Origin of the sequence: Streptomyces sp. NPDC001568, from assembly GCF_042893755.1 — a bacterium.
Lineage (GTDB): Bacteria > Actinomycetota > Actinomycetes > Streptomycetales > Streptomycetaceae > Streptomyces.
This window is the reverse complement of sequence record NZ_JBIAVF010000004.1, coordinates 311,959-326,476: the sequence shown is the minus strand read 5'-3', so window position 1 is coordinate 326,476 and position 14,518 is coordinate 311,959. Positions and strand designations below refer to the sequence as shown.

The window sequence follows — 14,518 nt, the reverse complement described above, 5'->3', positions numbered from 1 at the left end:
GGCACACATGAAGATCCGATCGCGGACCCTCTCCGCCTTACTGGTCTCGGCGGCCTTCGCCGTGACCGCCGCGGCAGGCCTGGGCGGCCTCTCGCTGACCGCCCAGGCCGTCCCCGAGGCGGGCGCGTCCCCGCACGCGGCGCACGCGAACGCGGCCCCGCTCGCCACCGGCGACGACCCCGACGGCGACGGCTGGATTCCGGCCGTACCCCAGGTCACGGGGGTCACCCCGTCGTGGGCGAACCCGCCCGAGCGGTACTTCCACGAGTTCCAGGCCAACTGCGCCGTCAGCCGGACGGCTCCGGACGACCCCATCGTCTTCGCCGGCCGACCCGGCGCCTCCCACGACCACACCTTCATGGGAAACACCACGACCGACGCCTTCAGCACCACCGCCTCGCTCAGTGCGGGCGGCACCGCCTGCACCGCGCCCGGCGACCTCTCCGGCTACTGGATGCCGACCCTCTACAACGGCAGCCGACCGGTCCTGCCCACCGGACCACAGGTGATCTACTACAAGACCGGGGTCACCGACTACAAGAGCGTGCGGCCCTTCCCGAAGGGGCTGCGCTTCGTGGTCGGCAGTCCGACCCAGACGGCCGCCGAGTTCCGCGGCCACAAGGGCTGGGTCGAGGGCTGGGAGTGCGGGGACAGCTTCAAGAACACCGAGTTCCCCGCGAACTGCCCGGCCGGAACCCAGCTCAACATCCGTATGCAGTCGCCCAGTTGCTGGGACGGAAAGTTCCTGGACACCCCCGACCACAAGGCGCACATGGCCTATCCGGTCGTGAAGCCCGGCAACAACGACAACGTCTGCCCGGCCAGTCACCCGGTGGCGCTCCCCATGGTCGAGTTCAAGATGGCGTTCCCCGTCAGCGGGGACATGTCGCAGGTCAGGTTGTCGAGCGGGAGCGGTCACTCCTTCCACTACGACTTCTTCAACGCCTGGGACGACCGGACCCTGGCCGCCCTCGTCGAGCACTGCGTCAAGGGCGGGCTCCAGTGCGACTCCCGCGGCTACGACGAGACCCACCCCGAGGCGGGTGCCGCCCTCGGCCCGGACCACCGACTCCCCTGACCGCACCAACCCTTCCCCTTCCCTCCCCCACCCCCCTTGGAGGTCTCCGCGTGCCCTCCCGCATGCGTTCCCTCGTCACGGCCGCGCTCCTCGCGGGCGCCGTGACCGTACTGCCCACCCCGCCGGCGCAGGCCGCCGGCAGCGTGGTGAAGGTGACCGGCTCCCAGGGCAACTGGCAGCTGACGGTGGACGGTTCCCCGTACCTCGTCAAGGGCGTCACCTGGGGCCCGTCCCCGGCCGACGCCGGCCGGCTGCTGCCCGACGTGAAGTCGCTGGGCGCCAACACCATCCGCACCTGGGGCACCGACGCGAGCAGCCGTCAGCTGTTCGACGCGGCCGCCGCGAACGGGCTCAAGGTGGTCGCCGGGTTCTGGCTGCAACCGGGCGGCGGCCCGGGCAGTGGCGGCTGCACCGACTACGTGACGGACACCGGCTACAAGAACACCATGCTCGCCGAGTTCTCCCGCTGGGTGGAGGCCTACCGCGACCACCCGGCCGTGCTCATGTGGAACGTCGGCAACGAGTCGGTGCTCGGCCTGCAGAACTGTTGGTCCGGAGCCGAGTTGGAGAACCAGCGCAACGCCTACACCGGCTTCGTCAACGACGTCGCGAAGGCCGTCCACCGCATCGACGCCAACCATCCGGTCACCTCCACCGACGCCTGGGTGGGCGCGTGGACGTACTACAAGCGCAACTCCCCCGACCTGGACCTGTACTCCGTCAACGCCTACAAGGAGGTGTGCGGGGTCCGGCAGGCCTGGGAGCAGGGCGGCCACACCAAGCCGTACCTGATCACCGAGACGGGTCCGGCGGGTGAGTGGGAGGTGCCGAACGACGCGAACGGGGTCCCGCTGGAGCCGGGCGACCGGGCCAAGGCGGACGGGTACACGAACGCCTGGAACTGCGTCACGGGCCACCGGGGGGTGGCGCTGGGCGCGACGGTGTTCCACTACGGCACCGAGTACGACTTCGGCGGCCACTGGTTCAACCTGACCCCCGCCGGGGAGCGCCGCCACATGTACCACGCCGTGAAGCGGGCGTACGGAGGCAGTACGGCCGGGGACAACCTGCCCCCGACCGTGTCCGTGCCGTCCGTACCGGACGCGGGGGCGGTCCCCGCGGGCAAGGAGGTGACGATCCAGGCCCCGGCGACGGATCCCGAGGGCGACCCGCTCGCGTACGAGGTGCTGTGGGGCGGCAAGTACGTGGACGGTGGCGGCGGGCTGGTCTCCGTACCGTCCACCCACCTGGGCGGCGGCACGCTGAAGGCCACGGCTCCGGCGCGGACCGGGGTGTGGAAGCTGTACGTCAAGGTGAAGGACGGGCGGGGCAACGTGGGCGTCGAACAGCGGTCGGTACGGGTGGTGCCGCCGCCGGTGGCGGGCACGGACGTGGCCCGCGGCAGGCCGACGACCGCCTCGACCTACCAGAACGACGGGTACGGCGGCTGCCCCTGCACCCCGCAGTTGGCCACGGACGGTCGTACGGACACCCGGTGGGCCAGCACCTGGGCCGATCCGCAGTGGCTCGAGGTGGACCTGGGCGCGGTGCGGCAGCTGCGTCACGCGCAGTTGGTGTGGGAGTCCGCGTACGGGAAGGCGTACACGATCAAGGTGTCGGACGACGGCCGGAACTGGCGGACGGCGTACGCCACGTCCTCCGGTGACGGCGGGATCGACGACTTCGACATCTCCGCGTCGGGCCGCTGGGTACGGCTGGAGCTGACCGAACGCGGCACGGGCTACGGGTACTCGCTGTTCCACTTCGGCGTCTACGCCTGACCGCAGCCCCGCACACCCCGCGCGCCGCCCGATCCCTGCCGGGCGGCGCGCGGTCGTGTGTCCGGACGGGTGGTGGGGCGTGGCCGCGGATCGGCGGCGGCGCTCAGAGTTCGATGACGATCTTCCCGGCGGTGTGGCCGTCCTGGCTGAGGGCGAAGGCGGCCGCGAGTTCGGAGAGCGGGAAGGTCTCGGCGACAGTGACCGTGAGGCGGCCCTCGTCGGCGAGGCGGCCCAGGGCGGCGAGGTCGGAGCCGACGGGCCGTACCCACATCCACTGGCCGCCGGAGCCGAGGACCGTCTGGTCGGCGATGGAGGCGTGCCGCCCGTCGTCGGCGAGGACGGCGCGGGTGACGTCGAGGACGCCGCCGACGAAGTCCGCGACGACGTCGACCCCGTCGGGGGCGAGGCCGCGGACGCGGTCCGCGAGGCCGTCCCCGTACGCGACGGGCTCGCAGCCCAGCTCGCGCAGCCGGTCGTGGTTGCGGGGGGAGGCGGTGCCGATGACGCGGGCGCCGAGCGCGCGGGCGATCTGCACGCCGAGGGAGCCGACGCCGCCGGCGGCGCCGTGGATGAGGACGGTGTCGCCCTCGCGGGTGGCGAGACGGGTCAGCAGTTGGAAGGCGGTGAGCCCGGCCAGCGGCAGGCCGGCTGCCTGCTGCCAGGTCAGCGAGGCGGGCTTCGGCGCGAGGGCCCGTACGGGCACGGTGACGAACTCGGCGAAGGTGCCGCCGTGCACCCAGTCCTTGCGGGCGTAGGCCATGACCTCGTCGCCCGCCGAGAACTCGGGGGTGTCGATGCCGACGCGTTCGACGGTGCCGGCCACGTCCCAACCGGGGACGACCGGGTGGACGACGTCCATCAGGGCGTCGAGGCCGCCCGACATGATCTTCCAGTCGACCGGGTTGACCGACGCGCAGCGGACCCGGACGAGGACCTCGCCGGGGCCGACCTTGGGGACCGGCAGCCGGGTCTCGGAGAGCACCTCCGTCCCGCCGTACGTCTCGTACGTCATCGCCCGCATGGTGTCCTGGGTGTGGTCGGACATGCGCCTCGCCTCTCCGCGTACCGATGGAAGGATCCCTTTCCGCATCCCACCACGAAAGGCCGTGCCCGCCCCGGCAGGCGGGGCGGGCACGGCGCGGCGCGCGGCGGCGGGGGTCACAGGGCCCGGTGGGCCGCGATCACCTCCGCGTAGTGGCGGCCGCTGGACTTCACGGTGCGCCGTTGGGTCGGGTAGTCGACGTGGACCAGGCCGAAGCGCTTGTCGTAGCCGTAGGCCCATTCGAAGTTGTCGAGCAGCGACCAGGCGTAGTAGCCGGCCAGGGGGGCGCCGCGCCGGGCCGCGCGGGCGCAGGCGGCCAGGTGGCCGGTCAGGTAGGCGGCGCGTTCCGGGTCGTGGACGCTGCCGTCGGGGGCCGGCGTGTCGGGGTAGGAGGAGCCGTTCTCGGTGACGTGGATGCGGCGGGCCCCGTATTCCTCGGTGAGGCGCATGAGGAGGGTCTCGATGCCGCTCGCGTCGACCTCCCAGTCCATGCCGGTGCGCGGGACGCCGGGGCGCTCCACCTGGCGGGCGTAGGGGGCGGGGCCGGTCGGGTCGGCGGTGACGAACTGCGGGAAGTAGTAGTTGAGGCCGATCCAGTCGAGGGGCGCGGCGATGGTGGCGAGGTCGCCGGGGCGTTCGGGCAGGTCCACCCCGTAGACCTCACGCATGTCGGCGGGGAAGCCGCGGCCGTGGACGGGGTCGAGCCACCAGCGGTTGACGTGGCCGTCCATGCGGTCGGCCGCCGCCCGGTCGGCTTCGCTCGTGGTGGCGGGCTCGACGGTGGAGAGGTTGTTGACGATGCCGATCCGCGCGCCCGGGGCGGCGGCGCGGATGGCCGACGTGGCCAGGCCGTGGCCCAGGAGCAGGTGGTAGGAGGCGCGGACGGCGGCGGTCAGGTCGCTCGCGCCGGGTGCCATCCGGCCCTCCAGGTGGCCGATCCAGGCGGAGCAGAGCGGCTCGTTGAGCGTGGCCCACTCGGTGACGCGGTCGCCGAGGCGTCCGGCGACCAGCCCGGCGTACGCGGCGAAGTGCTCGGCGGTGGCCCGCTCGGGCCAGCCCCCGCGGTCCTGGAGCACCTGGGGCAGGTCCCAGTGGTAGAGGGTGACGGAGGGGGTGACGCCGGCGGCGAGGAGTCCGTCGATGAGTCGGTCGTAGAAGTCGAGCCCCTTGGCGTTGACGGGGCCGTCGCCGCCGGGGAGCACCCGGGGCCAGGCCACGGAGAGGCGGTAGGCGTTGGTGCCGAGTTCCTTCATGAGGGCGATGTCCTCCTGCCACCGGTGGTAGTGGTCGCAGGCGGTGTCCCCGTTGTGGCCGCCGTCGATGGCGCCGGGGGTGCGGGAGAACGTGTCCCAGATGGAGGGGGCGCGGCCGTCCTCGTCGACGGCGCCCTCGATCTGGTAGGCGGAGGTGGCGGTGCCCCAGGCGAAGTCGCGCGGCAGGGCGGCGAGGTCGATGGCCTGGTGGGCGGCGGCGAAACGGGTTTCGGAAAGGGTCACTTGACGGCTCCTGCCGTGAGTCCGGCCACCAAGTACCGCTGAAGCAGCAGGAATCCGGCGACGACGGGAATGCTGACGACGAGCGAGGCGGCCATGATCTGGTTCCAGTAGACGTCGTTCTGCGTGGAGTAGCCCTGCAGGCCGACGGCGAGGGTGCGGGTGGTGTCGTTGGTCATGACGGAGGCGAACAGCACCTCTCCCCAGGCGGTCATGAAGGCGTACACGGCGACGGCGACGATGCCGGGCACGGCGGCCGGGACGACGACGCGCAACAGCGCGCCGAGCGGGCCGCAGCCGTCCACGGTGGCCGCCTCGTCGAGCTCGCGGGGCACCGAGTCGAAGTAGCCGATCAGCATCCAGATGGAGAAGGGGAGGGAGAAGGTCAGGTAGGTGAGGATGAGCCCGCCGCGGGAGCCGTAGAGGGCCACCCCGGTGGTGTTGCCGATGTTCACGAAGATCAGGAACAGCGGCAGCAGGAAGAGGATCCCGGGGAACATCTGCGTGGACAGGACGGTGACGGTGAACAGGCGCTTGCCGCGGAAGCGGTAGCGGCTGACGGCGTAGGCCGCGAAGACGGCGATGACGACCGAGCAGACGGTGGCGGCGCCGGCGACGATCAGGGAGTTGAGGAAGTACTTGGCGAGCGGGATGGTGTGCCAGATGTCGACGTACGGGCGGAAGGTGAGCCCGCTGGGAATCCAACGGAACTGACCGGCGACGTCCTGGAGCGGCTTGAGGGAGCTGGTGACCATCACGTAGACGGGCACCAGGACGAAAGCGGCGAGCAGGGTGAGGAACACGGCCCGCACCGCACGGAACGAGGCGGGCGGATCGAGCGGGCTCCTGGCCTTGGCGGGCTTGCGGGCGCCGCCGGGCTCGCGGGCGCCGGCCGGCTCGCGGACCGCGGCGGGAGCGGGCGGGCGGCCGGGCGCGGTCGCCTCCGCCGGCGTGTGGGCTCTAGGCATCGGACTTCCTCCGGCCGCGCGTGGTGACCAGCAGGTAGACGGCGGTGACCAGCAGCAGGAAGAGCAGCAGCAGGACGGACATGGCCGAGCCGGTGCCGAAGTTCCAGGTGACGAAGCTGGACTGGTAGATGTGGATGGAGATCAGGTCGGCGGCCTCGGGGGCGGACTTCCCGAACAGGACGAACGGCGTGTTGAAGTCGTTGAAGGTCCACAGGAACAGGACCAGGAGCAGGACCTGGTTGACCGCGCCGACGGACGGCAGCGTGATCCGCCGGATCTGCTGCCAGACACCGGCGCCGTCGAGGGCCGCCGCCTCGTACAGGTCCCGGGGAACGTTCTGGAGCGCGGCCGTCACGATCAGGAAGGCGAACGGCCAGCCCTTCCAGACGGAAACGATGAGCAGCGCCCAGAAGCTGTTGTCGCCCAGCAGCCAGAACGTGTGCTCGGCGCCGCCGATGCCGAGCTGGTCGTGCAGGACGTGGTTGATCATGCCGTTGTCCCGCTGGAACATGAACGACCAGGTGATGACGGCGGCGTACACGGGCAGGGCGTACGGGACCAGGAACAGGGCCCGCAGGAAACCGCGACCTCGGAAGCTCTCCTGCATGAACACGGCGGCGGCCGTACCGATGAACCAGCACAGGCCCACGGAGAGCAGGGTGAACAGGCAGGTGGTGACGAAGGAGCCGAGGAGCGCCTCGCCGACGGGCCGGTTGACGTCGACGGCGAGTTCGTAGTTGTCGAAGCCGGTCCAGGGCGCACCGGTCCAGTCCCGGATGTGGAACTGGGTCAGTTCCCGGAAGCTCGCCACGATGCCCATGACCATGGGGATCAGGTGGATGAGCAGTTCGAGGAGGAGCGCGGGCAGGAGCAGCAGGTAGGGCAGGGCGATGCGGCGGACGCGGCCGGGGCGGCGGATCCGGGACGTGGTGCGCCGCACCGGCCCGACCGCGGGAGGGGGCGGGGCGGCGGCCGGGGCGGGGGGCGCGGACGGCGACACGGTCATGGCAGCCGGCTCAGTTCGCCATCTGCTGCTGGGCCTTGGTGAGCTTCGCCTTGACCGACTCGGTGGTGACGGGGCGTCCTGCGGCGGCCTCGGCGAACAGCTCCTTGACCGCGGTGCCGACCGCCGTCTCGAACTGCGACTCCTCGGGTACCTGCGGGAGCGGCGCGGCGCTGGTGCCGAGGGTGTCGCGGAGCACGGTGAGGTCGTCGGTGGCGAAGGCGGCGTCGCTCTGGGCGGCCTTGACCGGCGGAATGGACCCGTACGCCTTGTTGAGGACCTTCTGCTCCTCGTCGCTGGTCATGAACTTCACGAACTTCAGCGCGCCGTCGATGTTGTCGGTGTTCTTGAAGACGGCCAGGTTGATGCCGGCGACCATCGAGTTGGTGTTCTTGCCGGCGCCGGGGGTCCCGCCCGCCGGTACGGGGACGGGGGCCACGCCCCAGTCGCCCTCCTTCATTCCGTTGGCCTTGAAGCTGGTGGCCGCGCTCTGCCACAGGACCATCGCGGTACGGCCGTTGGCGAAGTCCTGGAGCGACTGGTTCTTGTCGTACTCGGCGTTGCCCGGGGCGATGATCTTGTCCTTGGCCATGAGGTCGACGTACTGCTTGACGGCGTCGACGTTGCCGGGGCTGTCGAACGTGGGCTTTCCGGCGGCGTCGAAGAAGGACGCGCCGTGCTGCTGGGAGAGCGCGAAGACCTGGTGGATGTTGTTGGAGAGGTTGGACCCCTCGGCGCCCAGGGCCCACTTTCCGTCCTTGGAGAGCTTTTGGCCGGTGCTCACCATCTCGTCCCAGGTGGCCGGCGGCTTGTCGATGCCGGCCTCCTGGAACATCTTCTTGTTGTAGTAGAGGGCGTACGACATGGAGTAGAGCGGGACGGCGGCCGGGTCCTGGCCGGTGGCGCCGGCCGATCCGATGGCGGAGGGGACGAAGCGGTCCTTGCCTCCGATGGCGTCGAAGTTCTTGGCGTCCCAGGGGAGCAGGGCGCCGGTGGCCTGGAGGGAGGAGGACCAGGTGTTGCCGATGTTGAGCACGTCCGGGCCCTGCCCGGAGGCGGTGGCGGCGAGGATCCGGTTGAGCAGGTCCGCCCAGGGGACGACTTCGAGTTTGACCTTGATGCCGGTCTGCTGCTCGAACTTCTTGAGCTCGGGGCCGAGGGTCGCCTCGTCCGCCGCGATGTCGGAGCCCTGGTTGGACGCCCAGTACGTGAGCTCCTTGGGCGCGGTGTTGGTACCACCCCCACTGTCCGCGGAACCGCCGCCGCAGGCGGTGGCGGCTACGGCGAGGAGGGAGACTGTCACGGCGGCGGCAGCGGCTCGGGTTCTGCGCATGGCGGATCGGCCCCTTTCGGCAGGGTCGTGGGAAGGCCGGGGAGCGGGGCTCGGGTGTCGTCCGCCCGGAACCTCGCCTGCACCTGTTGCGTACAGGCCTTAATTTAGGACGTGAGTTAAGCCTCGGGAAAGGGTCGCGTCAAGGGGTCGCGCAGGGGTATGTTGCGAACCATGTCACGGCGGAAGGGGCCAGATGACCACGGGGCGTAGCGGACGTACGGTGCGGGACCTGCGGCGCGGCAACCGCAGCGCCGTGCTGCAGCGGTTGTACTTCGGCGGGCCGATGAGCCGTCAGGAACTGGGGCCCGCGACCGGGCTGAGTTCCGGATCGGTCAGCAACGTCGTCGGCGAGCTCGTCGCCGACGGGCTGCTGGAGGAGGCCGGGATCGTCGATTCCGACGGCGGCCGGCCGCGCACCCTGCTGCGGGTGACCCCCGGCAGCGCACACATGATCGGGGTGGATGTCGGCGAAACCCGGGTCAGGGTCGAGCTGTTCGACCTCACGCTCACCGAACTGGCGCGCACGGAAATGCCGTTGCTGCCGCGCGGCTGCTACGACGTCGGTCCGATCGTGGACCACGTACGGACCGGCATCGCCACCGTCCTCGCCGACGCCGGGGTGGGCACCGAGCGGTTGCTGGGCGTCGGCGTCGGTGTCCCCGGGATCATCGACCGCGAGGCCCCCGGCGGGACGGTGGTGCACGGGCAGACCATCGGTTGGGACGCGGTCCCGTTGGAGGCGCTGCTCCGCGCGACGAAGGCCGTGCCGGAGGAGGTCCCGTACCTCATCGACAACGGTGCGCGGACGCTCGGCCAGGCCGAGATGTGGTTCGGGGCGGGTCGGGGCGCGCGGGAGGCCGTCGTGGTCCTCTTCGGGTCGGGCGTCGGCGCGAGCCTGATCACCGACGGTTCGGGCACCGCCCTGGAGTGGGGCCACCTGACGGTGTCGGTGGGGGGCCGGCGCTGCCGGTGCGGGGCGCGGGGCTGCCTGGAGGCTTACGCCGGGGCGGAGTCGGTCCTCGCCCGCTGGGCGGAACGGGGCGGCGGGGTGGGTCCGCGGGGCGGCGGGGAGATCCGGCGCGGCGGGACGGCGGGGAGTCCCGGGTCGGTCGCGGGTGAGGGGCACGACGGAGCCGGCGCGGTCATCGGGACCGGTCGGACCGGCGAGGCGCTCGGAGCCGACGAGGCCATCGAGGCCGACGAGGAGGAGGCCCTGTCGGCGCTGCTCGACGCGGCGGTTGCGGGGGACGCGCTCGCCCTGGCCGTGCTGGAGGAGACGGCGGAGTACCTCGGCGCCGGCCTGTCGGACGTGATCAACCTGTTCCGGCCGGAGCGGATCCTGATCGGCGGCTGGGCCGGCCTGCTGCTGGGCCCGCACATCCTTCCCGCGGTCCGGGAGCACGCCACGCGCTACTCGCTGCGGCACCCCGCCGCCCGGGTCTCCATCGACCTGGGATCCCTGGGACCGGACGCGGTCACGGTGGGTGCGGCGACGCTGCCGCTGTCGGCGTTCTTCGCGGCGGGCGGCCGCCGCGCCCTGCCGGAGCCCCCGGCGCAGCCGCCGGGCTGGCAGACCGCCCTGGAGGTCCGCGGAGCGACGCACCCCGCTCGGGGCTGAGCACCGGCGGCGGGTACCGACGGGCAGGCACCGACGGGCAGGCACCGGCGAAACGGCCCCGCCCCTGCGGGGCCGGCACCCGGCGGCCCACCGTACGAGCCCCCACCGTACGGGCCCCCGCAGGCCGCGCCGGCGGGGGCCCGGGAGCCCGCCCGGATCCGGGGGGCGGCGGGCCGGGGGCGGCGGGGCGTCGCGTCAAACGTCGGGGCGGGCGCCTGGAAACGTCGGGGGGTCGGGGTGCGCGGGTCAGGAGGAGTCGCGGATCACCAGGCGGGGGGCGAAGAGGACCTCGGCCGGTTCCGGCGGGCCTTCGCCCGTGACGCGGTCGAGGAGCAGCCGGACCATTTCCGCCGCCATGTCCTCCACCGGCTGGCGCACCGTCGTCAGCCTCGGCCGCGCCGCCGTGGCCGCGCTCGAGTCGTCGAAGCCGACCACGGCCACGTCCTGCGGGACCCGCCGGCCGTGCTCGCGCAGCACCAGGCAGGCTCCCCGGGCCATGAGGTCGTTCGCCGCGAACACCCCGTCCAGGTCCGGCCGTCCGGCCAGCAGGCGGCGCATCGCCCGCTCGCCCCCGTCGAGGGTGAAGTCGGCCTCCGCGACCGCTCCGAGGGCCCCGCCCGCGGCCTCCGCGAACCCGGCGATCCGTTCCCGGCTCGCCGTCACGTCCTGCGGCCCGCCGATCGCCACGAGCCGTCCGCGTCCCCGCTCCAGAAAGTGCCGGGCCGCGAGCGCCCCGCCGTCGTGGTGCCGCAGGTCCACCCGGTCCAGGGCCGGCGCGGCGGACGCCACCGGGCGGGCGAACAGGACCGCCGGCAGCCCTGCCGCCGCGAGCAGCCCGGGGAGCGGGTCGTCGCCGCGGGTGGTGACGAGCAGCGCGCCGTCCGCGCCGCCCTCCCCCAGGTACGACACGACCTGCGCGCGGTCCCGTGCGGAGTCGGCGAACATCAGCACCGGATGCACCCCGCGCGGCCGCAGGGCGCGTACCACTCCGGTGACCACCCGTCCGAAGAACGGGTCCTGGAAGAACCCGGGCGCCGCGCCCTCCGTCGCGACGCCCGCGTCCGCGTCCCCATCCGTGGCGGCGTCCGTGCCGGCGCCCGAGACCACCAGGGCGATCGCGCCCGAGCGTCGCGTGACGAGCGAGCGGGCCGCGCGGTTCGGGACGTACCCGGTCTCGGTGACGGCCCGCCGGACCGCGTCCTGGATGCCCGGGTCGACGTTCCGGACGCCGTTGACCACGCGGGACACCGTCGCCCGGGACACGCCCGCCGCGCGGGCCACGTCCTCCAGCGTCGGGGCCGTCCCGGTCCCCGCTCCCCTGCGCCCCCCTGTGTCCATGGCCGCACTGTAGCCGTCCGGGATCAGGCGTCGAGGGCCGCCCGCAGCGGGAGGTCGCCGGCGCTGCGCCCGGCCAGGAGCGTGAAGCGGCCCGGCTCGGTCGCCCAGCCGCCGGCGGGCGGCGACCAGTGCTGGAGGGCGCGTTCGGGGATCCGTACCCGGGCCGTGGCCCGTTCCCCCGGCTCCGCCCGTACGGCCGCCCAGCCCGCGAGCCAGCGGACGGGGCGCTCGAGCGCCGACCCCGGGCGGGCGAGGTGGACCTGGACGACCTCACGGCCCGGCCGGCTCCCGGTGTTGCGCACCTCGACCGGTACCTCGTACCCGCCCCCGGGCAGCGGCAGGGGCGTGCCGATCCGTTCGAACTCCCAGGTGGTGTAGCCGAGTCCGTGGCCGAACCAGTACGCGGGCCGCCGGTCGGCGCGCAGCCAGCCGCGATGGCCGATGTGCAGCCCCTCTTCGTACGGGAGGACCCCGCGGGTGGGCCGGGTGGTGCGGACGGGGGCGTCGGCGAGGGCGTCGGGCCACGTGGTGGGGAGCCTGCCGCCGGGCTCGGCGCGGCCGAGGAGCACGTCGGCGAGGGCGGCGCCGCCCTCCTGGCCGGGGAACCAGGTGAGCAGAACCGCGGCGGGGTCCTTCCGCCACGGGAGCACGACCGGCCCGCCGCAGTTGACGACGACGATCGTACGAGGATTCGCCCGGGCGATTTCCCCGATGAACCGCCCCTGAGAGGGGTCCAGTTCGAGGGTGTCACGGTCACGCCCCTCCGATTCCCCGCCCTCGCCGCTGCCGACGCACACCACGACGGCGTCGGCCGCGCGCGCGGCGCCCAGCGCGTCGGCGCGCGCCCGCACCGGATCGGGCTCGGGCGGCGCGGCGGTCAGCACGGTGGCCCGGCCGGTCCCGGGGGCCAGCGCGCGGCGGGCCACGACCCGGACCGGCCGGCCGGCTTCGAGGCGGATCCGCGCGGTGTGTTGGGGCGGGCGGACGTGCACGACGGCGGGGTCGTCGGTCTCGGGCGGGAACTCCCCTTTGATCAGGGCGACTTCGTCCACATGGAGGGTCATCTGCCCGAAGCCGCCGAGCCCCAGGGTCCAGGGGCCGGTCACATCGGGGTGGAGCACCGCCTCCAGTTCGACGGTGGCCGCACCGGGGGGCAGCCCGGGCTCCAGGACGCGGCCGGAGGGCTGCGCCTGCGAGTGGAGGACCGCCCCGGCGGCATCGAGCACCCTCAGCCGCACGCCGGGCAGCCCGGTGTCCGGGTCGCGGGCGCACCGGGCTCCCAGCGGCCCGGGCTCGGCGGCTCCGGCGGGCCGCGGCCCCGGCTCGTACACCACCCGCACCCGGTCCGGCAGGGCTTCCCGCAGCCCGGCCAGGGGGGTGACCACCCCGACCGGGAAGACCTCGGAGCTCCCGCCACCCTGCACCCGGGGCTCGGTGGCGTGCACCCCGATCACGGCAAGGCTGCCCAGCCCGGCGGCGTCGAGCGGCAGCCCGCCGGCCCGGTTCTCCAGCAGCACGAAGCTCGCGGCAGCGCTCTCGCGCAACAGGCGGCGCCGCCGGTCGGCGCCATCGACACCTGTGCCACTCCCGGGGGCGTCGGCATCGGGGACGTCGCAGGTGTCGGGGGCGTCGGCATCGGAGGCGTCGGGGAGGTCGAGGTCCGCGCCCGGCCCGGCCCGCCCCGCCGTCGCCCCTCCCCCGCCGCCGCCCTCCAAGGACGCCTCCCTCAGGGCGCCGACGCGGGCGGCCAGCCGCAGGAGCCGGCGCACCTTGTCCGCGACGGCCTCGGCCGGCACCCGGCCGTCCTCGACGGCGACCGCCAGCGCCTCTCCCCACGGCCCGTCGGGACCGGGCATGGCCAGGTCCTGCGCGGACACCGCCGAAGCCGCGGTCGAGCGGACGGCGCCCCAGTCGGAGACGACCACGCCGTCGAAGCCCCACTCGCCCTTGAGGGGCTCGGCGAGGAGGGAACTCTCGCTCATGGTCGTCCCGTTCACCCTGTTGTACGCGGACATCACCAGCCAGACCCCGGCCCGTACGGCGGCCTCGAAGGGCGGCAGGTACAGCTCGCGCAGGACCCGTTCGTCGAGCCTGGCGTCCAGGGTCAGCCGCTCCGTCTCGGAATCGTTGGCGACGTAGTGCTTCGCGGCCGCCGCGACCCCCCTGGATTGGACGCCCGCGATCAGGGCGGCCCCGATCCGGCCGGTGAGCAGCGGATCCTCGGAGAAGCACTCGAAGTGCCGCCCGGCGAGGGGGCTGCGGTGCAGGTTCAGGTTGGGCGCGAGGAGGACGTGGACCCCCTTGCGGCGGGCCTCGTCCCCCAGGAGCCGGCCGAGGCGGTGGACGCGCTCCTCGTCCCACAGCGCCCCGAGCGCACTCGGGCAGGGCAACAGGGCCGAGGGGAGGGTTTCGTCCCAGCCCGGTCCGCGCACCCCGACCGGGCCGTCGGAGAACACCATCTCCGCGAGGCCGATGGCCGGTTCGGGGGAGGTGCGCCAGGTGTCCGAGCCGGTGAGGAGCCGGACCCGCCGACGCAGGTCCAGTCCGTCGACGAGTCGTTCCGCGTCACTGCCACTCATGTACCGACCTCTTCACGCCTGTCGCCGATCGCCGATGGGAGAGCGCTCTCCCGCATGATCCCGAGCAGCCGGCGGCGCTGTCAACGGACGCGGCACGAAGGGGCGTTCACCGCACGTCATCCGCACCCGGCCGACCGGCCGACCATCCGGTCACCGGTGATTCCAAGCCTGTCGGTTCCGAGCGTTTCCGACCGCCCCCGCCCAACGAGTTCCCACAGATGACCATCGCCTGCGAGAAGCGGTACGGAGTCGATCCCAAACCACCCGTCAGGGTGGCAACCAGTT

Annotated in this window: 10 protein-coding genes; 3 read left to right on the top strand and 7 right to left on the bottom strand. The window is 73.2% G+C overall.

The window, feature by feature from the left end; genetic code table 11:
- Nucleotides 1-7 precede the first annotated feature (7 nt).
- Nucleotides 8-1,078: a DUF1996 domain-containing protein gene (locus ACFY0I_RS09580; protein WP_388892506.1), complete on the top strand. Its 1,071-nt coding sequence runs from the start codon at nucleotides 8-10 to the stop codon at nucleotides 1,076-1,078.
- A gap of 62 nt (nucleotides 1,079-1,140) precedes the next feature.
- Nucleotides 1,141-2,859 (top strand): discoidin domain-containing protein, encoded by a 1,719-nt coding sequence (locus tag ACFY0I_RS09575; RefSeq protein ID WP_388892808.1) that lies wholly within the window; start codon nucleotides 1,141-1,143, stop codon nucleotides 2,857-2,859.
- 103 nt (nucleotides 2,860-2,962) lie between these two features.
- Here ACFY0I_RS09575 and ACFY0I_RS09570 read toward each other — a convergent pair whose 3' ends face one another.
- From ACFY0I_RS09570 to ACFY0I_RS09550, 5 genes are all read right to left on the bottom strand, one after another.
- The gene (locus tag ACFY0I_RS09570) at nucleotides 2,963-3,880 is read right to left on the bottom strand and encodes an NADP-dependent oxidoreductase (RefSeq protein WP_388892806.1); all 918 of its coding nucleotides are present in this window, start codon (nucleotides 3,878-3,880) and stop codon (nucleotides 2,963-2,965) included.
- Nucleotides 3,881-4,017: 137 nt separating this feature from the next.
- Entirely contained in the window at nucleotides 4,018-5,397 is a 1,380-nt protein-coding gene (locus tag ACFY0I_RS09565; RefSeq protein ID WP_388892504.1) for a GH1 family beta-glucosidase, read from the bottom strand.
- On the bottom strand, nucleotides 5,394-6,362 hold the full coding sequence (locus ACFY0I_RS09560; protein WP_388892502.1) for a carbohydrate ABC transporter permease: 969 nt from the start codon (nucleotides 6,360-6,362) through the stop codon (nucleotides 5,394-5,396). Before ACFY0I_RS09560 ends, ACFY0I_RS09565 begins: the two co-directional genes overlap by 4 nt.
- A complete protein-coding gene (locus tag ACFY0I_RS09555) occupies nucleotides 6,355-7,368 on the bottom strand; it encodes a carbohydrate ABC transporter permease (protein ID WP_388892500.1) in 1,014 nt (337 codons plus the stop codon). Before ACFY0I_RS09555 ends, ACFY0I_RS09560 begins: the two co-directional genes overlap by 8 nt.
- Nucleotides 7,369-7,378: 10 nt before the next feature.
- On the bottom strand, nucleotides 7,379-8,698 hold the full coding sequence (locus ACFY0I_RS09550) for an ABC transporter substrate-binding protein (protein ID WP_388892498.1): 1,320 nt from the start codon (nucleotides 8,696-8,698) through the stop codon (nucleotides 7,379-7,381).
- A 193-nt stretch (nucleotides 8,699-8,891) separates the two neighbouring features.
- On the opposite strand from ACFY0I_RS09550, the gene ACFY0I_RS09545 reads away from it, so the two are divergent.
- A complete protein-coding gene (locus ACFY0I_RS09545) occupies nucleotides 8,892-10,316 on the top strand; it encodes an ROK family protein (RefSeq protein WP_388892496.1) in 1,425 nt (474 codons plus the stop codon).
- A 246-nt stretch (nucleotides 10,317-10,562) separates the two neighbouring features.
- Here the strand turns inward: ACFY0I_RS09545 and ACFY0I_RS09540 are convergent, their stop codons facing one another.
- Both ACFY0I_RS09540 and ACFY0I_RS09535 read right to left on the bottom strand, forming a co-directional pair.
- On the bottom strand, nucleotides 10,563-11,654 hold the full coding sequence (locus ACFY0I_RS09540) for a LacI family DNA-binding transcriptional regulator (RefSeq protein WP_388892494.1): 1,092 nt from the start codon (nucleotides 11,652-11,654) through the stop codon (nucleotides 10,563-10,565).
- A 23-nt stretch (nucleotides 11,655-11,677) separates the two neighbouring features.
- On the bottom strand, nucleotides 11,678-14,233 hold the full coding sequence (locus ACFY0I_RS09535) for a glycoside hydrolase family 3 C-terminal domain-containing protein (protein ID WP_388892492.1): 2,556 nt from the start codon (nucleotides 14,231-14,233) through the stop codon (nucleotides 11,678-11,680).
- Between the last annotated feature and the right edge of the window lie 285 nt (nucleotides 14,234-14,518).

Bases quoted from the DNA above. Each gene is read 5' to 3' on its own strand.
- ACFY0I_RS09570 (WP_388892806.1), bottom strand. From the start codon at position 3,880: ATGCGGGCGATGACGTACGAGACGTACGGCGGGACGGAGGTGCTCTCC.
- ACFY0I_RS09545 (WP_388892496.1), top strand. From the start codon at position 8,892: ATGACCACGGGGCGTAGCGGACGTACGGTGCGGGACCTGCGGCGCGGC.
- ACFY0I_RS09555 (WP_388892500.1), bottom strand. From the start codon at position 7,368: ATGACCGTGTCGCCGTCCGCGCCCCCCGCCCCGGCCGCCGCCCCGCCC.
- ACFY0I_RS09560 (WP_388892502.1), bottom strand. From the start codon at position 6,362: ATGCCTAGAGCCCACACGCCGGCGGAGGCGACCGCGCCCGGCCGCCCG.
- ACFY0I_RS09535 (WP_388892492.1), bottom strand. From the start codon at position 14,233: ATGAGTGGCAGTGACGCGGAACGACTCGTCGACGGACTGGACCTGCGT.
- ACFY0I_RS09540 (WP_388892494.1), bottom strand. From the start codon at position 11,654: ATGGACACAGGGGGGCGCAGGGGAGCGGGGACCGGGACGGCCCCGACG.
- ACFY0I_RS09580 (WP_388892506.1), top strand. From the start codon at position 8: ATGAAGATCCGATCGCGGACCCTCTCCGCCTTACTGGTCTCGGCGGCC.
- ACFY0I_RS09550 (WP_388892498.1), bottom strand. From the start codon at position 8,698: ATGCGCAGAACCCGAGCCGCTGCCGCCGCCGTGACAGTCTCCCTCCTC.
- ACFY0I_RS09575 (WP_388892808.1), top strand. From the start codon at position 1,141: ATGCGTTCCCTCGTCACGGCCGCGCTCCTCGCGGGCGCCGTGACCGTA.